Below are 19,777 nucleotides of genomic sequence, written 5' to 3'. Positions count from 1 at the left end.
GAAGTGAAACGAAATAGCGCCGATGGTAGTGTGGGGTTTCCCCATGTGAGAGTAGGACATCGCCAGGCTTTAAATTTTGGACGTTCGCTTTAAAGCGGATGATACCACTGCGGAGTGGTAGTTCAGTTGGTTAGAATACCGGCCTGTCACGCCGGGGGTCGCGGGTTCGAGTCCCGTCCACTCCGCCACTTATTTGAGAGTCGTCTCATTAAACACGAACTGCAGGGGTGTAGCTCCAATTGGCAGAGCAGCGGATTCCAAATCCGCGTGTTGGGAGTTCGAATCTCTCCACCCCTGCCATTATTAAGAAGCCTCGTTCGAAAGAACGGGGCTTTTTTGCATCTGTAGTTTGGAGATTGTAGAGTCGCTCCAATTGGCAGAGCAGCGGATTCCGCTAATACCAAAAGATCAGCGCATGTTGGGAGCTTGGAGGCAAGTCCCATCGAATCTCTCCACCCCTGCCATTATTAAGAAGCCTCAGACTAGGTGCTCCCGTCGAAAGAACGGGGCTTTTTTGCATCTGTAGTTTGGAGATTGTAGAGTCGCTCTAATTGGCAGAGCAGCGGATTCCGCTAATACCAAAAGATCAGCGCGTGTTGGGAGCTTGGAGGCAAGTCCCATCGAATCTCCCTCACTGCTATTATTAAGAGCCTCTGGCTGGGCGTCCCCGGCTAAAGACTGGGCTTTTTACGTTTGTAGGTTGGGGATGTAGAGTCACTTACTGGGATGTCGAATATAGCTATTGTCAGAGCACTATTTCCCGACTAGCTGAACCAGATATTACCGATCGTGTCCTAGCGGTTTAATCTCAACCTTTCTTCTTTTTGTTCTTCTCCATACTATCGATACCACGGTGGTTTCATTTCCCCTTTACCTAAATAGTTCTAAACTTAGTCTATTCCTTGCTCTACTTGGAGCTTGAATGAGACCATAGTGTGTGCCGGGTGATAAAAAACGGACTTCTTGTTATGATCACGGCTTAATTCTAATAATGGAAAGTACGTTTATGCCACATTTTCGATTTCGTGCTGTAGAGCCTCAAACGGTTCAGGCTCTATCAAAACCACTCACTGATGAACTGCAACCTCTGATGGAATGTCCACGTGAGGACTTTACTTTTGAATACATCTATACGACGTTTTTTAGTGAGGGAGAAGTTAGCGCGGCATACCCTTTTGTAGAAGTCCTTTGGTTTGACCGTGGCCAGAATGTTCAGGATAAAGTTGCTAAAACCATTACTCAGCAAGTCAGAGGTATCGTGGGTGAAGATATTGATGTCGCAGTGATATTTACAGCACTCTCTCCTAAGGCTTACTATGATAATGGTGAGCACTATTAAGGAGTGAGTTCCATGAAGCTGAGAGTTTTTTCCTGTTTGAGTTTGATTTTCTCAGCATCACTATATGCAACTCCGTGGGAGCGGGTGTCGACTCCCACTCATAATTCCTCTTCTGCTATAGGCAGCTATGCTAATGGCTGTTTGGATGGTGCCTATCCCTTACCTCTAGAGGGAACTGGGTATCAAGTCCTGCGCAGTAGAACGAACCGCTACTATGGTCATCCTAACACGATCTCATTTATTGAAAGCCTTGCCTTGAAAGCGAATAAAGAGTTAAGCACTAATTTGTTGATCGGTGATTTATCGCTACCTCGAGGAGGGCGTTTCTCTTCTGGCCACTCTAGCCATCAAACTGGCTTAGATATTGATATATGGCTTCGGTTAGCCGACCAGCCGCTTTCTTACAATGAATTACAACTTCCCAAGCCAATGAGTGTGGTAGACCTTCAAGGGTACTCGATACTTGATCATCGCTGGGATGAACGACATTTTGAACTTATTCGTTATGCGGCTCAGAGTAAAGGCGTTGCACGTATCTTTGTACACCCTGTCATTAAAGAGCAACTATGTTCGCAGGAAGAGGGTAAAGATCGCTCTTGGCTGCGCAAGGTTCGCCCTTGGTGGGGGCACCACTATCACTTTCATGTCAGATTATCTTGCCCGGACTCCAGTCTAAACTGCGTTGACCAAGCTCCTCCGCCAGCTGGCGATGGTTGTGGCTATGAGTTAGCGAGCTGGAAACCTAAAGCGGTAGTGCCTGCAAAACCTTCGGCTAAAAATGTGGTGGTAAAGCCAAAACGTGAGAAAGTGATTCCATCGCAATGTCAGCCACTTATTCGCACTAATTAAAAGACTGCTTAGCTTCTTATGACCTTGAGCGAATCTCCGTTATGAAACTGGAGAAACATCATACTTTTGTCTACAGTGAATAATACGAATACAAAAATTAACCTAATTAGTTTGGGTGGCATGTTATAGGAATCTCGAATAAACAAAGGGTTATGGATTTTACTAGTACCTCTGTTTTTTTAAGTTCTTTTGTCGCGATACTCTGATTTCTGTTCAATATGTCTGTCGCTGGTAAAACGAAAAATAGCAACGCAGACAATTGTATTGAGGTGGGCCTAGTGGTGTTACCCACCAATAGAGTTAATCAAGGATAAAACCATGACTATGATTTGTGCAAAAGAGTTTGCAGAGTGGTTAAGACACAGATTTAGCAGTGAGACCAAGGGAGTCTTCTTGACTCGAGAGGATTTGAATCACCTGACAGGGCGTCAGCGTCTTGATCCGGGGTTTGTTAATGATGTGCATTACGAACTGATGCAATACGGGATGGCTTTCGTTACCGATACGAGCCGAGAGAATTTCTATTTAGTTCCGGTATCTCAAGCGGAAAACTGGCGTGAGAGGCTAGAGTATCATTTTGAGAAAGAGTTATTCTGCAATATCTATCCCATCGAAAAATCGGGCTAAAATTAAGGTTCAACTTTGAGAGCAAAGTTGAACCTTATTGATTTATGCCAACCCTTGGATAATCACGAACTTCTCTAGCAATTGCTCTTCTGTTTCAACGTGATTCGGATCGGTGATAATGCATTTTGTTATAGGACAAACTGACTGACACGTCGGCTTATCATAATGACCCTTACACTCAGTGCATAAATCCGGGTCGATTTCGAAGATACTGTCTCCCATGCTGATCGCGCCGTTTGGGCATTCTGGATCACACATGTCACAGTTAATGCATTTATCTGTAATGAGTAATGCCATGATTACTTACCAGTTGGGTTACGGGTATCCTGACCAGAGTTTAGGTTACGCATTAACAGGCCGTATTCTAAGTCCATATCTTCTGGTACTGGGATAAATACAAAGTGGCCGTTACCTTTTGCGTCTTCGATTGATTGTGACTTACGGTTTTCCATTGCTTCCAGAGTGAAAACAACGTTACCTTTTGGCGTCATTAGCTCAAGGCTATCACCAACAAGGAACTTGTTCTTCACTTCTACTTCAGCCATGTCGCCACGACGCTTACCTGTAAACTCACCAACGAACTGCTGAGCATCAGACACTGAGTAGCCGTAGTCGTAGTTTTGGTATGTGTCATGAGTATGACGGCGAAGGAAGCCTTCTGTGTAGCCGCGGTGAGCCAGGCTTTCTAGCGTGCCCATTAGGCTTTCATCGAATGGTTTGCCTGCGACAGCATCATCGATGGCTTTACGGTAAACCTGAGCGGTACGAGCGCAGTAGTAGAACGATTTAGTACGGCCTTCAATCTTAAGAGAATGAACTCCCATCTTAGTCAGACGCTCAACGTGCTGGATTGCACGAAGGTCTTTAGAGTTCATGATGTAAGTGCCGTGCTCGTCTTCGTAAGCGGCCATTTTTTCTTCTGGGCGGTGAGCTTCAGAAAGAAGAACCACTTCGTCAGTTGGTTTACCACGACCGATCGTGGTTTCAGGGCGTTCGTCTTGAACTTCTACAGGCTGCGCTTCAGACGGATCAAATTTCTCAACGATATCGCCAGTGTCGTTTTCTTTGCCTTCTTCAACTTTGTACTCCCAACGACATGCGTTAGTGCAAGTGCCTTGGTTCGGATCACGTTTGTTGATGTAACCAGAAAGTAGACAACGGCCAGAGTAAGCCATACATAGCGCGCCGTGCACGAATACTTCGAGTTCAGTTTCAGGGCAGTGCTCACGAATTTCTTCGATTTCTTCCAGAGAAAGCTCACGAGATACAATTACGCGTTCTACGCCGTTTGCTGCCCAAAACTTAACCGTTGCCCAGTTAACTGCGTTAGCCTGAACTGAAAGGTGAATTGGCATTTCAGGGAAAGCTTCACGAACCATCATAATTAGACCAGGATCAGACATGATGAGTGCATCTGGGCCCATTTCTACGACTGGTTTTAGATCGCGAATGAAAGTTTTTAGCTTCGAGTTGTGCGGCTGAATGTTACATACCACGTAAAGCTTTTTGCCTAGGGCATGCGCTTCATCAATACCGATTTTTAGGTTGTCGTGGTTAAACTCGTTATTACGTACACGAAGGCTGTAGCGAGGTTGGCCAGCGTATACAGCATCAGCGCCATAGGCGAACGCGTAACGCATGTTTTTAAGGCTGCCCGCAGGAGACAGTAGCTCGGGTACGAATGCTTTCTCAGTTGTCATTGCTCAATTCTCTTATATCTGATCACAAGTCAGGCCAATTCCACCTTATGGAAATGGGGCGCAAATTTTACGTCAAAATGTGAACTGTGACTAGGGGAATTGTGCTTTTGGTGAACAAACGCCCCATAAAAAGTAGGGGCGTAGCGAGTGAAAAGTAGGGTTATTTTAGGCGTTCGGGTTTGGTAGCCCGCCTAATGCGTCATACAGACTTGGTAGGAACGCACTGAATTCACCGCACATCAGTGAAAAGTCGGCATCGAATCGAGCGGCTTGATCTTCACGTGGGATGTCATCATTTTGGTCTTTCAACTCATCGGAGAACTTCAGACGTTTGATGCCTGAATCTTCTGCCATGATGAATTCGATTCGATCTTGCCAGTTAAGTGCAAGCTTAGTGACCACTTTGTCGGCTGCGATGTGATTACGGATTTCATCCGTGGTTAGCTCTTGTTTCTTACAACGGATCACGCCGCCTTCTTCTAATACGGATTTCAGCTCTGCCTCGTCCATCATAGTGATGCCTTGTGGCGTATCACCGGTTTTCACCCATTCAGTCAATGTTGTTTCAATTGCTACTTCTGGAATAGCAGGAACAACTGGCAAGCTGCCCATGGTTTTACGTAGCAGTGCAAGAACATCCTCTGCTTTCTTGTAGCTACTCGCATCAACAAGAATAAAACCTTCCTTTGGCATGATTAACACATAGGTATGGCTGCTGCGGCTGAATGCGCGAGGCAGTAAATCCATCACGATGTCATCTTTGAGGTTGTCTTTCTCTTTTTTCTTTAGCGGGCGACCTTCTTGCGCTTCCATCGCCTCTACTTTCGCATTCAAAGAATCTTTGATCACAGATGCTGGCAGCATCTTTTCTTCTTTCTTGGCGCAAATCAGAATGCGGTTTTCTGATACGTGAGTCATCATGTCGCCATGTCTACCCATTGCGCTGACCCAGCCAAACTTCTGCTTATCCTGGCTGCCACAAGGGGTGAATTGAAACTCAGCAAGTTGAGTTTCTAGTTGATCTGCATTGAAGTTAATCTCGCGGTTAACGCGGTATACCAGACAGTTTTTAAACCACATAAATCTTCTCTAGGCTTGATGACAAGGGACTAATCATAGGGAATTTTTTTGCTGATGTCTTAATAGAAATGAAAAATATCAGGATGAACCCCAAAAGAAAGTTATATGAAAATTTGTTTTCAAAGGTCACAAAAGTGTCATAATTGGTAGTGATAATGCTTATGCATCGAGGGGCGCTTTGTCTCTTAAAATTCATTAGCTCAACAAACATAAGGTTATTCAATTATGTCTAGAAGGATTCTGGTTGTTGAAGACGAAGCTCCGATTCGTGAAATGCTCTGCTTCGTACTTGAACAGAAAGGTTACCAAGCGGTGGAAGCAGAAGATTACGACACTGCAGTAACCAAACTGGCTGAACCCTTCCCTGATTTAGTTTTACTGGATTGGATGCTACCTGGCGGTAGCGGTATTAACTTTATCAAGCACATGAAACGTGAAGAGCTGACGCGCAATATTCCTGTAGTCATGCTGACGGCGCGTGGCGAAGAAGAAGACAAGGTTCGTGGTTTAGAAGTGGGCGCAGATGATTACATCACCAAGCCTTTCTCGCCTAAAGAGCTGGTCGCTCGTTTGAAAGCTGTCATCCGCCGTGTCACTCCAACTGCACTAGAAGACGTAATTGACGTACAAGGCTTGAAGCTTGATCCTGTATCACACCGTGTGACTGCTAATGACGGTGCTGTTGATATGGGTCCGACTGAATTCAAAATGTTGCATTTCTTCATGACACACCAAGAGCGTGTTTACAGTCGTGAGCAGCTACTGAACAACGTATGGGGTACTAACGTGTATGTTGAAGATCGTACGGTTGATGTGCACATCCGTCGTCTACGTAAAGCTTTAGAAGCCGCAGGCCATGATAAATTGATTCAAACGGTTCGTGGGGCGGGTTACCGTTTCTCGACTAAGGCATAAGTTGGTAGTCAGCTGATCGGTCCCATTTTTGGAGTAATGAGTGGTTGAAAGATTAACGTGGAAAAAGCTGGCCTGGGAGCTGGCTTTTTTTTACACCCCCTGGGTGATAGTAGGTTGGATATTCGGTTATATGCCGTGGTTGCTATTAGCAGCGACGGCGTTGCAGCTTGTGTGGCATTTACATAATCAAGTTCGGTTGTCCTCTTGGTTATGGGACGAAAAGCGTCTTACGCCTCCTTCTGGTAGTGGCAATTGGGAGTCGCTCTTTAATGGCTTATACCGTTTGCAACAACGTCAACGCCGTAAGCGCAAAGAGCTAACCAACCTCATTCGTCGTTTTAGAAATGGTGCAGAATCACTGCCGGATGCTGTGGTGGTATTCCGTGCGGAAGGTAATATTGTCTGGTGTAACAAACTTGCACAGCACCTTTTGGGTTTTCACTGGCCAGAAGATTCCGGTCAACCGATTTCAAACCTGATTCGCACGCCCGACTTCATTAAGTACCTCAATAAACAAGATTTCTCTGACCCTCTAGAAATGCGTTCACCTATCAATGTGGAGCGTATGCTAGAGCTGCGTATCGTACCTTACACTGAAGGCGAGCACCTGATGGTTGTGCGTGACGTCAGTCAGTTAAAACAACTGGAAGGCATGCGCCGCAACTTTTTTGCCAATGTTTCTCATGAACTGCGCACGCCAATGACGGTTCTGCAAGGTTATCTGGAGATGACTGAAGATCCAGATATGATCGTAGGTCCAATGTGGACCAAAGCTCACGGTGTTATGACGGAACAGCTTAACCGCATGAACGCATTGGTTAATCAATTACTAACGTTATCGAAAATCGAAGCAGCACCGATGCATGAACTAGAAGATATCGTCAATGTTCCTGCAATGCTCGAAGTACTGGAAAAAGAAGCGGCAAGCTTAAGTGGCGACGATCATCATAAACTGAAGTTCGATGTAGATGAAAGCCTGCGCGTGTTCGGGGATGACGACCAGCTTCGCAGTGCGATTTCTAACTTAGTGTATAACGCCGTGAAATATACCCCTCCAGGCGCCAGTATTAATGTGCGTTGGTATCAGAATGCACAAGGAGCCTGTCTGGAAGTGGAAGACAGTGGTGATGGTATCGAGCCTCAACACTTACACCGACTGACGGAACGTTTTTATCGTGTAGACAAGGCTCGATCGCGTGATACGGGTGGCAGTGGTCTGGGCTTGGCGATTGTGAAACACGCTCTCAGCCATCATGATTCTCATTTAGAAATCCAGAGTGAGGTCGGCGTAGGGAGTAAATTCTCGTTTGTACTTCCTGGCCGTTTGGTGGCGAAGTAATGGTATACCGAGTGAGTAAATCAGTACTTGTGGCGCTAATTGCATTGATGAGCTCAGGTGCGTCTTTAGCAAAAGATAAGCCGTTGCCTAGTTACCAGAAAACAACGGGTATTGTCGGCAATTTGCTGTCTGTTGGATCCGATACGTTAGCGGGCATGACGACGCTTTGGGTCGAAGAGTTCAAGTCCATTTATCCAAACATTAATGCCCAGGTTCAAGCTTCAGGATCGTCAACTGCGCCCCCCGCATTAGCAGAACAAACCGCTCAGTTCGGACCGATGAGTCGTCCCATGCGCTTAAGAGAAATCGAAGCGTTTGAAAGTGGGCACGGTTACAAGCCGACGGCTTTGCGTGTTGCGATTGACGCTATTGGTATCTTTGTCCATCAGGATAACCCAATATCGGGGCTGAACTTTAAGCAGCTGGATGCGATGTTTTCAGCAACGTTGCGTTGTGGTGAAAGCCAATTCATCACTAACTGGCAACAACTCGGAGTACAGGCCGAATGGGCCAAACGGAATGTGCAATTATTTGGTCGTAACTCGGTGTCGGGTACTTATGGCTACTTTAAAAGTAACGCCTTGTGTGGTGGTGACTTTAAAACCCGTGTTAATGAGCAGCCAGGTTCTGCTTCTGTAGTGCAGTCTGTGGCATCCACAATAAGTGGCGTCGGTTATTCTGGTGTTGGATACCGAGTATCGGGAGTACGCCTGATACCTATCGCTAAAACGGGCACAGACTACATCAGTCCAACTCGGGATAACATCGTGACGGGTAAGTACCCACTTTCGCGCTTTCTCTATGTCTACGTAAACAAGCATCCGGATTTCCCGCTCTCACCTATCGAAGCAGAATTCATCCGGTTTATCTTCTCTGCTCAAGGGCAGGCGCTAGTTGAGAAAGATGGTTACGTGCCAATCACGGCTGATTTTGCAAAAGAAGAGTTAAAAAAAGTCGGCTTATAAGCCGACTTTTTAGTGATGAACTTTGCTTTATTTTAAAAGGTGAGTACCCACTTCGCGTTTTCCCAACGCTGTTGCTCTTCTTGTAAGTCTGCATGAAGCAACTTGTTGTTTTCCAGCCACTCTTCATCCGTACAGGTTAACGTCCAGACATCATCTTTGATCGACAGAGTGATGTCGGGTAGTGGCTCGTCGTTGCGTTGGCCATTTAGCACGATCGAAATCCGCAGGATTTTAATCAAGCTAAGCACATCACTTTGTTTGTACAGATTAAACTCAGGCAATTCATTGAGCTTTAAAGCTTTGCGCTGAAAGCGAGCCAGCGTTGCTAACACCAACTGCTGCTCTCGGTTAAAGCCCTGCAGTGTTGAGTGCAAGAGGATATAGAATGAATGGCGATGAAAACTGCGTAAGTTAATGCTCAGGCCGACTTCGTGTAGTAGTGCTGCCCACTCTAATAAGTCAAACAGATCGCTTTTCTTCTTAATACCCAGCTCGGAATGAACGTGCTCTAACATGTCTCTGGCATGGCCTTTAACGCGTGCCGCATGTTCAAGGTCAACGCGATGTTTCTGAGCTAAGTTTTCAGTGGTGCGCATGCGAATGTCAGAGCGGGCAAAGCGCTCTTCCATCTCATACAACAATCCTTCTCTTAGTGCCCCATCGGAAAAGAACATCTGTTCGATTTTTAATGCCTGAAAAATGGCGGTAAGAATCGCGACACCAGCTGCAAAAACGGGCTTACGCTCGTCAGTTAATCCGGTGAGTTCAATGTCATCAATGGAGGAAAAGGCGCATAAAGCCTCAATAAGCTTGTTGAGGCGTTTTAACGTAATTAGGCCGTCTTCATAGCCCAGACCAATCAAGACTTCTTGAATGGCTTTTATCGTACCCGATGAACCAAGCGCAATGTCCCAGCCTTTTTTGCGATACTTACTCGCGATAGATTCGAGCTTTTGCTCAGCAGCCAGCATGGCTTTGCTAAAGTTTTTCCCCGATAACTTACCGTTTTTGAAGAACTGTTCAGTAAAGCTGACACAGCCCATTTGTTTACTGTTGAGCAGCTCAGGTTCAAAGCCCTGACCGATGATCATCTCGGTACTGCCGCCACCGATATCAACAACGAGTTTAGAATTTGACTCGACCTGAGTATGTGCCACGCCTAAATAAATCAGGCGTGCTTCTTCTTCTCCCGGGATGATTTCAATCGGGAACGGCATCACCTCTTTGGCGCGGTTGATAAACAAGTGTGCGTTTTTGGCTCTTCTAAGCGTATGCGTCGCGGCAATGCGCACGTTAGACTCGTCAAAGCCTTGCAGACGTTCGGCAAACATAGCCAGGCACTCAAGAGCGCGCTCCATCGATGCATGGCTTAAGTTCAGCTCACTGTCCAGGCCCGAAGCCATACGAACTCGTTGTTTGTGGCGGCTGACTAATTGCAGGTCAGTACCGACAACTTTTGCCACCACCATGTGGAAACTATTCGAGCCGAGATCAATCGCGGCAATATAACGTTCATCTTGTTCAAGTATCTGAGACATCTGGCCTTTGTCTTCTGGTTTGCTTTTCTATATTTTTAAGATAGTCATAGATGGCAACTTGTGAGCGAACTTTTTTGCGGTTACCGCGAGGTACGTAGCTATTGCTCATCTCTTTATCTATCAAGCGTGCCTTTACGGTATCAGTAAAGTGAATGTTAATTATATCAATAATTCTTTGCTTCAAGCGAGGATCGCGGATTGGGGTCGTGACCTCGATGCGGTGATCGATGTTACGAGTCATCCAGTCTGCCGACGAGATGTAAACCTGAGGATCGCCATCGTTGTGGGCGATGATCACCCTTGGGTGTTCCAGAAAGCGGTCCACGATACTGATGATACGGATATTCTCACTCACTCCTTCGAGCCCCGGTACCAGAGAACACATGCCACGAATGATCATATTTATTTTTACGCCAGCATTACTTGCCGCATAAAGTCGGGTGACGATGCCCTTGTCGACTAGGTTGTTAATTTTGATCGTCAGGCTGGCTTTTTTCCCTGCTTTTGCATTGGCGATTTCACCATCGATGAGACGATAAATTTGTGAACGCGAGTTTCGTGGAGACACCATCAGATGATTGAATTTTACCGGACGATACGGGTTCTCTATATAACCAAAGACATTACGAACTTCTGTGGTGAGTTCTTGGTCAGCGGTAAGTAGCGCGAAGTCGGTATAAATTCGCGCCGTTTTTTCGTGGAAGTTACCCGTACCGATGTGTGCATAGCGAACGATGTCGTCATCTTCACGACGGCTGATGAGCAGTAACTTAGAGTGTATCTTCAGGCCCGGAGCACCAAAGATAACGTGCACGCCTGCTTCTGTGAGCACTTTAGACCATTCAATATTTGCTTCTTCGTCAAAGCGTGCCTGCAGCTCAACAACCACCGTGACGTTCTTTCCGTTATGTACGGCGTCGATCAATGAGTTCATTAATCGTGAATCTTTAGCGACTCGATACACATTGATTTTGATTCCAATGACTTTCGGGTCGAACGACGCTTGGCGAACCAGTTCCGTGATGTGGTCGAAAGTATGATACGGGTAGTAAAGCAGAATATCTTTGGCTTTAATCGCCTCGAAACTGTTGGGATAACCTTCGAAATCAGCACACTTCATTGGCGGCATAGGTTTGTTTTCTAAGTAGTCACGTCCAACGTTAGGGAAGGATATAAAGTCTTTGAAGTTCTGGTAACGGCTGCCAGGAATAAGGTTATCGTAGCTCGAAATTCTCATCTTACTGCACAAAAAGTCGAGCATATTCTGCGGCATTTCCCGCTCATAAACAAAACGCACTGGCATTGCAGTAAGGCGCTGGTTCACACCTTCTGACATCTGTTCCAGCAAGCTGTATTCGATCTCATTACGTAAGTCATACTCCGCATCCCGTGTCATCTTCATGGCATAGCCACTCAACTCGTCATAGTCGAAGAAGCCCTTAAACAGTTCGTCTAAGCAGTAGCGAATAATGTTATCGAGTAAAATGATGGTCTTACGGCGTTTGCCTTTTTGCTCAGGAACCATCACGAAGCGAGGCAAGTGATCGGTTGGAATTTCGATCAGTGCGTACTGCGAGTGTTGTTCTTTGCGCAACTCTACGGCGATATAAGCGTATTCGTCCTTGAGGAATTGCAGGACGTCGATTTCGTCTTTCATCAGAAGCGGCGTAATATGTGGCATAACTTCGTTACGGAAGTATTTGGTTATCCACTTTTGTTGCACTTCATCAAGTTGCTGTTCGTTCACCAAGAAAATGCGACGTCGAGCCATTTCTCGTATTAATTCACTGTAAAGTTCGTCGAATTTTTCGTTAAGCTTGAAGGCTTTCGCTTGCATCCTTGATAGCAGGCGTTTGGAACTGTCATTTCCTCCACGCTCCTGATTGATTAAGATTCTGCGTTTTACGTCCGCAAAACGGACTTTATAGAATTCATCAAGGTTGTTGGAAAAGATCCCCAGAAATCGAATTCGCTCGATTAATGGAACCGTTTTGTCTGCGGCTTCTTGCAATACTCGTTCATTAAAAGACAACCAACTAAGCTCTTTTTCTACATATAGTTTTTCAGTGCTCATTATCTTACCTAGCCAAAAGGTGAAATTTGCATATTCATCAAGGAAAATATAGTTGAATGAGAACATTATGAGATTTTTGTTACAGTTTTATTTCAACATGCTTGTTGGGTTCCAGAGTTGTTTTCTTTTCAGTTGGTTAATGTGATCTGTAATATAATTGTCATCTAAAAGACATATTCTGGTACTGAGTAAAAAAAGGTAGAGAGATAAATGGCACAAGCCGAGTTTTCATTGCAGGAAAAAGATAAGAAGCGACTGATTAAAGATCGTTTGGTCAGGCTTGCAGTGACGACAGGTGGAGTGGGCGTACTGGCTGCGCTGATTTTGATTTTTGTTTATCTCGCTATGGTTATTATTCCTCTGTTTTCGGATGCGAAAATAGAGACAAATCAAGCGTCCAGAAGCGTTCAGGTAGGTAAGCCGTTAGCGATTTCTGTTGATGATTATGCCCAACTGGCTTTTGTTCTTTCCGATGATGGTGTGGCTCAATTCCTCTCGATGGATGAGAGTGCATCGTCTCCAGTGTATTCGAAGAAACTCGTCACCCATCCTAATTCTTTTTCTCAATCAGCGCCGGGCCGAGGTTGGTACGGTCTGGTCGATGAAGAAGGGCAAGCACATATATTCAAACCTGAGTTTAATGCGACTTTAAAAGAGAATGCGCGTCCACCAGAGATCGTCGCGTTCCACACCAGTATGAATCTGGCTTTAACCGACGCCTCCGATCCAGTGGTTCAGTTTGCTTTCAGTGCTTCCGAACAAGCACCAACGATTGTCTGGCAAACACAAAGTGGTCAGGTTCACGCGCGTTGGCAGTTCTCATCTTCTTTGTTGGGTGACGAGCCAACTACGATTGATTTTACCTTTTCTGCCGGCTTCAACTCTCCCGATCAAATCTTGCTAACCCCAGGAGGTGAGACGCTGTATCTGCGAGATGGTTCAGAGCTGATCATTTTGAAGAAAGAAAAGTTCACGTTTGTAGTACGTGAGGTCATTGACCTGACACAAGGCGATAGCAAGCATTCGGTACGAAATATCGATTTGTTATCTGGCGCCTATTCTCTGCTTGTCACCCATAATGATGGCACGGTTTCTCAATGGTTCGATACGCTTCAGGGAGACAATCGAACGCTGACTTACATTCGTAGTTTTAAGCTGGCTTCAGAGCTCAAGTATTTGTTGCCAGACTCTCACCGCAAAGGGTTCTATAGCTTTTACACCAATGGCACCGTGCAAAGTCATTACACCACCAGTGAAAAATTGGTGTTATTTAAGCGCGCCTACCAGCAAGCGCCCGCTTTAGCCGCTATGTCGAGTAATGAACGTTACTTAATTACTTGGCAAGATGATGAGCTTGATATTGCCGTTGTAGACAACCCATATCCGGAAGTGTCGCTCTCTTCTCTGTGGCAAGAGGTGTGGTATGAAGGGTATCCCGAACCGGAATTTGTCTGGCAATCTACGTCGGCAAGTGATGACTTTGAAGCGAAGTTCAGCCTGGTGCCAATCGCGTTTGGTACAATTAAGGCTGCGATGTTTGCCATGTTGTTCTCAGTGCCGCTGGCGGTATTAGGGGCAATTTATACCGCTTACTTTATGTCACCGCGCATGCGAAGAGTGGTTAAGCCGTCGATAGAACTAATGGAAGCGCTTCCGACCGTGATTATCGGTTTCCTTGCCGGACTCTGGTTTGCTCCAATTGTCGAAGACCATTTGATTACGGTTGTGGTGATGCTCTTTATATTGCCGCTGAGTACTATGATCATGGGTGGGCTTTGGGCTTTACTCCCACAGTCGCTAAGAAACAGGCTGCCAAATGGTTGGCATGCTTTAGTACTGATGCCGGTATTGTTAGTGCTGATTGTATTGGGAGTATGGCTATCTCCAACTATCGAGCAGAGTTTCTTCGGTGGTGATATGCGCTTGTTCTTGACGGAGCATGGTGTTGGTTTTGATCAGCGTAATGCATTGGTCGTCGGGCTTGCGATGGGGTTTGCGGTTATACCAACGATTTTCACTATTGCTGAGGATGCGATTTTCTCGGTGCCAAAGCACTTGTCGGATGGCTCTTTAGCCTTGGGAGCGACACCATGGCAGACCCTGATTTATGTGGTTCTGCTGACAGCGAGTCCCGGTATTTTCTCTGCCATTATGATGGGATTAGGGCGTGCTGTAGGTGAAACCATGATCGTGCTAATGGCGACGGGCAACACACCGCTAATGGATTGGAACATCTTAGAGGGAATGCGCAGCTTGTCGGCAACGATTGCGGTTGAGTTGTCAGAATCAGAAGTAGGCAGTACGCATTTCCGCCTGCTGTTCCTTGCAGCATTAATATTGTTTTTATTTACTTTTGCGGTGAATGCGCTTGCCGAGTTTGTCCGCCAAAGATTGAGAGATAAGTACCGTGCGTTGTAATAGTAGTTTGAACAAAGAGCGAGTAATCGCGTGTTAAATTGGATTCGTTCAGGCGCACCTTGGATATGGCTAACGGGTGGAGCGGTGAGTATCAGTTTGCTCTCCGTTTTAGGTTTGCTCCTGCTTATAGGCTGGAAAGGGTTAACCTTTTTCTGGCCTGCACCCTTGTATCAATGGAATGTAGCGGCGCTGACACCTGTGCAAGGGGAAGTGCTGCAGGAAAACAGTAAACTCATTGGTCAGGTTTACGAGCGAAGCTTTGTTCCCAAAAGTTACTTACCAGATGAGGCCGCGCAGAAACTCGATGAAGATGAGGATTTTGCCACTCGTTTGAGTATTAAAATTGCCAACCGAGAGCTTTATCCAGCGGACTTCATTTCAGTGTTACAAATGCAGTTGGATGAACCGACCACACCTGAAGAGTTAGCGGTTATCGAACGCAGCAGTGGGGGATATTTCTTTGGCAAAATGCTTGCCTTCCAGGATGGAGACAAGCGATATGACAAAGATATTCGGACGATACTTGACGAAAAGATAGATGACGCGGAAACATTGCGTCATGAGATTGATTCGCTGGTGGTCAATCAACTCCAGGATCTCGGCTGGCAGTTGGAACAATTGCGCCTGAACAAGCGCAAACATGAACTGAACAACTCTATTACCGATGCGTTTTTAGCGGATAACCAGAAGCAAAAGGAACAAATAGAGCAAGAGTTGGCGAGTCTGGACTTGCAGCTTGATGGTCTTCGTTTACAGCTATCTGGCTATGCTCTGATTGTCGAAGACATGACTGGTGAACAAGTCTCGATTCCACTCGAAGATATTCTGGACTACTGGTATCCAAACCAAATGTCGCTGCCAGGAAAAGTCGCGCACTGGGGCAAGCAGGTCTGGAAGTTTTTATCGGACGATCCGCGCGAGTCTAATTCGGAAGGCGGTGTTTTCCCTGCAATTTTTGGCACGGTTTTCTTAGTGCTCATTATGTCGATCATCGTCATGCCGTTGGGCGTGATTGCGGCGATCTACCTGCATGAATACGCCAAGAACAATGCGTTGACACGAGTCATTCGGATTGCGGTTATTAACCTGGCTGGTGTTCCGTCGATTGTTTATGGCGTCTTTGGTTTAGGATTTTTCGTTTACACCATCGGTGGTTCGATCGATAACCTGTTCTATAGTGAGAAGTTACCAGCACCGACCTTTGGTACGCCAGGCTTGTTGTGGTCTGCGTTAACCTTAGCCGTATTAACGCTTCCAGTCGTGATTGTGACGACAGAAGAAGGATTAACTAGGATTCCAAGCTCAGTTCGTCATGGTTCATTAGCGCTTGGGGCAACTCAATTTGAAACGCTTTGGCGTGTGATTTTACCGATGGCGACGCCAGCGATTATTACCGGACTCATACTGGCAATCGCTCGTGCAGCGGGTGAGGTAGCACCATTGATGCTGGTGGGGGTCGTGAAGTTAGCGTCGAGCTTACCCGTTGATGGGCAGTTTCCGTATGTACACTTAGACCGAAAGTTCATGCACTTGGGCTTCCATATTTATGATGTCGGCTTTCAGACCTCCAATATTGAAGCAGCGCGTCCGCTGGTGTACGCCACCTCTTTCCTGCTCATTACTGTGATTGTCGGACTAAACTTAACAGCAATCAGTATTCGTAATGACTTACGTGAAAAATACAGAACGTTAGGACAAGATTAAGTATGTTTAATTTTGATAATACATTGGGTTATGAGCCGCCGTTAGACGTGCATAACCTGACGGATGAACAGACAGCCATCTCAATAGAGAAACTTAATCTTTTCTACGGACAAACGCAGGCGTTACATGATATCTCAATGCGCATTCCTAAAGGCAGAGTAACGGCGTTTATCGGACCATCGGGCTGTGGTAAATCGACTCTGTTGCGTTGTATTAACCGCATGAACGATTTAGTTGAAGGCTGTAAGGTCACTGGCGAAGTGCGTCTGCATGGCAAGAACGTCTATCATCCTAATGTTGATGTAGCAACGCTCAGACGCCGCGTTGGTATGGTCTTCCAGCGACCAAATCCATTCCCTAAATCGATCTACGAAAATGTGGTCTATGGACTTCGCTTACAAGGAGTGAAGAATAGCCGCTCTTTGGATGACGCGGTTGAACGTTCTTTGCGTTCAGCGGCTTTGTGGGATGAAGTGAAAGACCGTTTGCATGAGAACGCATTTGGTTTGTCAGGCGGTCAGCAGCAACGTTTGGTCATCGCTCGTGCGATCGCGATTGAGCCAGAAGTCCTTTTATTGGATGAACCGACATCTGCACTTGATCCAATCTCCACTTTGACTATTGAGGAGCTTATCAATGAGCTAAAAACTCAATATACTGTGGTTATTGTTACCCACAACATGCAGCAAGCGGCGCGAGTTAGCGACCATACGGCATTCATTCACATGGGTAAGCTAATAGAGTATTCCGATGCCGACTCAATCTTCACGTCACCGGTCAAGACTCAGACTGAAGATTACATTACCGGTCGTTACGGCTAAGGCCTGCGACGAGATTAAACAGAAGGACAATTATGCACTTTGGACGTCATATTTCAGGACAATTTAACGTAGAGCTAGAATCGATTCGTACTCATGTTTTAACTATGGGTGGTTTGGTTGAGCAGCAGCTGTCGTATGCTATTCAAGCCTTAAATAAAGAAGATATCGAGCTTGCGCGAAAGGTTGTGCGTGATGACCACAAAGTGAATGCGATGGAAGTGTCTATCGATGATGCGTGCACTCGTATTATCGCCAAGCGTCAGCCGACAGCGAAAGACTTGCGCTTAATCATGGCCATCATCAAAACGATCACCGATTTAGAGCGCATTGGGGATGTAGCAACGCGCATTGCTTATGTCGCAATAGAAAGCCCTTCATCTAAAGAGCGCCAGTTCCAGGTGTCGTTAGAGCCACTTTGCCGTCAGGCGATTCAAATGCTGCATCAGGTACTTGATGCGTTTGCACGTATGGATGTGGAAGCCGCTGCCGAAGTACACAAGCAGGATGATAAACTCGATGCGGAATATGAAGCGGTAATCCGTCAGTTAATGACTTATATGATGGAAGATCCAAAAAACATCCCACATATTCTGCAGGTGATGTGGTCAGCACGTGCTATTGAGCGAGTGGGAGACCGCTGTCAGAACATCTGTGAATACATCATCTACTTCGTAAAAGGTAAAGATGTGAGACACCTTGGTGATCAGAGCATCGATGATGTCTTGAAGTAAATGAAATCAAATAAAAAAGACCAGCATAGCGCTGGTCTTTTTTATTTGAACTGAAAGACTAATACTTATCTGGCACAAAAGTTTGATCGTCGATTGGCGCTCTGACGTAACCTTCTTTGTTGAGCTCTGGAAGCTCAACAGGTGGATATTCAAGTGATTTGTAATCAATCTGACTCAAAAGATGGCTGATGCAATTTAGCCGAGCTTTCTTTTTAGAATCGGACGGCACAACCCACCAAGGACAGTTTTTGGTGTCGGTATAGGCAAACATCTTATCTTTCGCTTCTGAGTATTCGGCCCAGCGGTGGCGGGATTCTAAATCCATCGGGCTGAACTTCCAGCGTTTTATCGGCGTGTTAATACGCCCAAGGAATCGCTTCTCCTGCTCTTCATCTGAGACGGAGAACCAATATTTGATCAATATGATGCCTGAGCGCTGCAGCATACGCTCAAATTCAGGACAGGAACGCAGGAATTCTTCGTATTCATCCGCAGAGCAAAAGCCCATTACTTTTTCAACGCCAGCGCGGTTATACCAACTGCGGTCAAATAAGACGATCTCCCCGGCGCAAGGCAAATGCGTGACATAACGTTGAAAATACCACTGTGTTTTTTCTTTCTCTGTTGGAGCAGGTAGAGCGACGACGCGACATACACGCGGGTTGAGCTTCTCGGTAATTCGCTTGATGACTCCACCTTTTCCCGCTGCATCTCGACCTTCGAACAGGACAACGACTTTTAATCCTTTGTGTTTCACCCATTCCTGGAGTTTAACCAGTTCGATTTGCAGCTTTTTGAGCTCTTTTTCGTATTCCTTGTTTTTCAGCTTAGACATACTTCATTCCTCAATCCTTGATTATCAATATGTTAGCATTCAATTTCGGGTGTCGGGGTATCTAGGCTTTTATTTGAGAGCTGAGACCACGCTGGCAATGGCGGCTGTACTGGTAACAGGAATCGCAAAGTCATCAACATCGGATGCGCCCATTTTGCTCTGTTCGGCGATAAAGTTCATCTCACTTGGGCGTGTACTCTTGCCTGAAAGGTGCACTTCTTGTACGAGAGTCCTCTCTACTAAAGCGCGTACGTTATCAGAATTAATGCCAGCGCCCGCCATGATATGAATGCGTCCATTTGCTTGTCGTACTAATGATTTAATCACTTCGCTGCCTGCAGGCGCTGATGGTGCCAGCCCAGATGTCAATATACGCTCACAACCTAAGCTTATGACATCCTCCAGAGCTTGCTCTGCGTTACGGCACTGATCAAAAGCTCGGTGGAATGTAACGCCTAATCCGAGCGCCAGCGCAAATTCACACAAAGCTGTCGCATACTGAATATGAATATCACCGTCTTGAGTCAGTACGCCGAGAACCACCCCGTTTAAGCCTGCCTGGTATGCCGCTTCGATATCCCAACGCATCATTTCGATTTCTTGTTGGTTATAGAGAAAGTCTCCCTGACGTGGGCGAATCATGGCGTAGACGGGAACCGTGGAAAGCTTTGCTGCTTGCTGCATAAAACCGCAACTCGGGGTTAGTCCGCCTAAAGCAAGTGAGGAGCAGAGTTCAATACGCGTAGCACCACCAGAAATGGCATGGTGGAGAGATTCAATGTTGTCGATACAGACTTCTAATTGAGTAATCATGTGGTTTTCTCAAATGCATGTTCTCGATA

The 19,777-nt window shown here is 46.1% G+C and carries 17 protein-coding genes, 2 tRNA genes and 1 pseudogene; 13 read left to right on the top strand and 7 right to left on the bottom strand.

The window, feature by feature from the left end; all coding sequences use genetic code 11:
- Positions 1–111: 111 nt before the first annotated feature.
- The 5 genes from V1U08_RS20245 (at position 112) to V1U08_RS20225 (ending at position 2,815) form a co-directional block, all read left to right on the top strand.
- Positions 112–188, top strand: a tRNA-Asp gene (locus tag V1U08_RS20245).
- Positions 189–223: 35 nt separating this feature from the next.
- A tRNA-Trp gene (locus tag V1U08_RS20240) sits at positions 224–300 on the top strand.
- Positions 301–1,006: 706 nt separating this feature from the next.
- Positions 1,007–1,339: a DUF1904 domain-containing protein gene (locus V1U08_RS20235; protein WP_014230898.1), complete on the top strand. Its 333-nt coding sequence runs from the start codon at positions 1,007–1,009 to the stop codon at positions 1,337–1,339.
- Positions 1,340–1,351: 12 nt separating this feature from the next.
- The gene (mepA, locus tag V1U08_RS20230) at positions 1,352–2,188 is read left to right on the top strand and encodes a penicillin-insensitive murein endopeptidase (protein ID WP_330471322.1); all 837 of its coding nucleotides are present in this window, start codon (positions 1,352–1,354) and stop codon (positions 2,186–2,188) included.
- A 318-nt stretch (positions 2,189–2,506) separates the two neighbouring features.
- Positions 2,507–2,815 (top strand): hypothetical protein, encoded by a 309-nt coding sequence (locus tag V1U08_RS20225; RefSeq protein ID WP_014230900.1) that lies wholly within the window; start codon positions 2,507–2,509, stop codon positions 2,813–2,815.
- Between the two features lie 42 nt (positions 2,816–2,857).
- Here the strand turns inward: V1U08_RS20225 and V1U08_RS20220 are convergent, their stop codons facing one another.
- The 3 genes from V1U08_RS20220 to rdgC all read right to left on the bottom strand — a co-directional run bounded on the left by V1U08_RS20220 (position 2,858) and on the right by rdgC (position 5,595).
- Complete coding sequence (locus V1U08_RS20220; protein ID WP_014230901.1) at positions 2,858–3,112, bottom strand: YfhL family 4Fe-4S dicluster ferredoxin; 255 nt, start codon at positions 3,110–3,112, stop codon at positions 2,858–2,860.
- Between the two features lie 2 nt (positions 3,113–3,114).
- On the bottom strand, positions 3,115–4,515 hold the full coding sequence (gene trhP, locus V1U08_RS20215) for a prephenate-dependent tRNA uridine(34) hydroxylase TrhP (RefSeq protein WP_014230902.1): 1,401 nt from the start codon (positions 4,513–4,515) through the stop codon (positions 3,115–3,117).
- 165 nt (positions 4,516–4,680) lie between these two features.
- Entirely contained in the window at positions 4,681–5,595 is a 915-nt protein-coding gene (rdgC, locus tag V1U08_RS20210) for a recombination-associated protein RdgC (RefSeq protein WP_014230903.1), read from the bottom strand.
- A 225-nt stretch (positions 5,596–5,820) separates the two neighbouring features.
- Here rdgC and phoB point away from each other — a divergent pair, with 225 nt between their 5' ends.
- From phoB to V1U08_RS20195, 3 genes are read left to right on the top strand one after another with little or no spacing between them, the layout of a single operon-like run.
- Positions 5,821–6,510, top strand: a complete 690-nt coding sequence (phoB, locus tag V1U08_RS20205; RefSeq protein WP_014230905.1) for a phosphate regulon transcriptional regulator PhoB — start codon at positions 5,821–5,823, stop codon at positions 6,508–6,510.
- 40 nt (positions 6,511–6,550) lie between these two features.
- A complete protein-coding gene (phoR, locus tag V1U08_RS20200; protein ID WP_330471321.1) occupies positions 6,551–7,849 on the top strand; it encodes a phosphate regulon sensor histidine kinase PhoR in 1,299 nt (432 codons plus the stop codon).
- Positions 7,849–8,814 carry a PstS family phosphate ABC transporter substrate-binding protein gene (locus V1U08_RS20195; protein WP_014230907.1) on the top strand — a complete coding sequence of 322 codons (966 nt, stop codon included), beginning with the start codon at positions 7,849–7,851 and terminating at the stop codon, positions 8,812–8,814. The genes phoR and V1U08_RS20195 overlap by 1 nt, the downstream gene beginning before the upstream one ends.
- 32 nt (positions 8,815–8,846) lie before the next feature.
- Here V1U08_RS20195 and ppx read toward each other — a convergent pair whose 3' ends face one another.
- Both ppx and ppk1 read right to left on the bottom strand, forming a co-directional pair.
- The gene (gene ppx / locus V1U08_RS20190; RefSeq protein WP_065296381.1) at positions 8,847–10,352 is read right to left on the bottom strand and encodes an exopolyphosphatase; all 1,506 of its coding nucleotides are present in this window, start codon (positions 10,350–10,352) and stop codon (positions 8,847–8,849) included.
- Positions 10,336–12,426, bottom strand: a complete 2,091-nt coding sequence (gene ppk1, locus V1U08_RS20185; RefSeq protein WP_020333630.1) for a polyphosphate kinase 1 — start codon at positions 12,424–12,426, stop codon at positions 10,336–10,338. The genes ppx and ppk1 overlap by 17 nt, the downstream gene beginning before the upstream one ends.
- A 210-nt stretch (positions 12,427–12,636) precedes the next feature.
- Between ppk1 and V1U08_RS20180 the strand changes: the two genes are divergently transcribed.
- The 5 genes and pseudogenes from V1U08_RS20180 (at position 12,637) to phoU (ending at position 18,100) form a co-directional block, all read left to right on the top strand.
- Entirely contained in the window at positions 12,637–14,844 is a 2,208-nt protein-coding gene (locus V1U08_RS20180; protein WP_330471320.1) for an ABC transporter permease subunit, read from the top strand.
- A gap of 30 nt (positions 14,845–14,874) precedes the next feature.
- Positions 14,875–15,319 (top strand): annotated as a pseudogene (locus tag V1U08_RS22915) (phosphate ABC transporter permease PstA); the annotation flags it as partial.
- Positions 15,313–16,548 carry a phosphate ABC transporter permease PstA gene (gene pstA / locus V1U08_RS20175; RefSeq protein ID WP_412105054.1) on the top strand — a complete coding sequence of 412 codons (1,236 nt, stop codon included), beginning with the start codon at positions 15,313–15,315 and terminating at the stop codon, positions 16,546–16,548. The pseudogene V1U08_RS22915 and the gene pstA, both read left to right, overlap by 7 nt.
- 2 nt (positions 16,549–16,550) lie before the next feature.
- The gene (gene pstB / locus V1U08_RS20170; protein WP_329346875.1) at positions 16,551–17,369 is read left to right on the top strand and encodes a phosphate ABC transporter ATP-binding protein PstB; all 819 of its coding nucleotides are present in this window, start codon (positions 16,551–16,553) and stop codon (positions 17,367–17,369) included.
- Between the two features lie 32 nt (positions 17,370–17,401).
- Entirely contained in the window at positions 17,402–18,100 is a 699-nt protein-coding gene (gene phoU / locus V1U08_RS20165; protein ID WP_014230913.1) for a phosphate signaling complex protein PhoU, read from the top strand.
- Between the two features lie 58 nt (positions 18,101–18,158).
- Here the strand turns inward: phoU and ppk2 are convergent, their stop codons facing one another.
- Both ppk2 and V1U08_RS20155 read right to left on the bottom strand, forming a co-directional pair.
- Complete coding sequence (gene ppk2 / locus V1U08_RS20160) at positions 18,159–18,935, bottom strand: polyphosphate kinase 2 (protein ID WP_014230914.1); 777 nt, start codon at positions 18,933–18,935, stop codon at positions 18,159–18,161.
- Positions 18,936–19,004: 69 nt separating this feature from the next.
- Positions 19,005–19,748 (bottom strand): copper homeostasis protein CutC, encoded by a 744-nt coding sequence (locus V1U08_RS20155; RefSeq protein WP_330471319.1) that lies wholly within the window; start codon positions 19,746–19,748, stop codon positions 19,005–19,007.
- Between the last annotated feature and the right edge of the window lie 29 nt (positions 19,749–19,777).

Source organism: Vibrio sp. YYF0003, assembly GCF_036350715.1.
Taxonomy (GTDB): Bacteria; Pseudomonadota; Gammaproteobacteria; order Enterobacterales; family Vibrionaceae; genus Vibrio; species Vibrio natriegens.
Note: the sequence above shows the minus strand (reverse complement) of the source record. Positions and strands in the feature narration are given on the sequence as shown.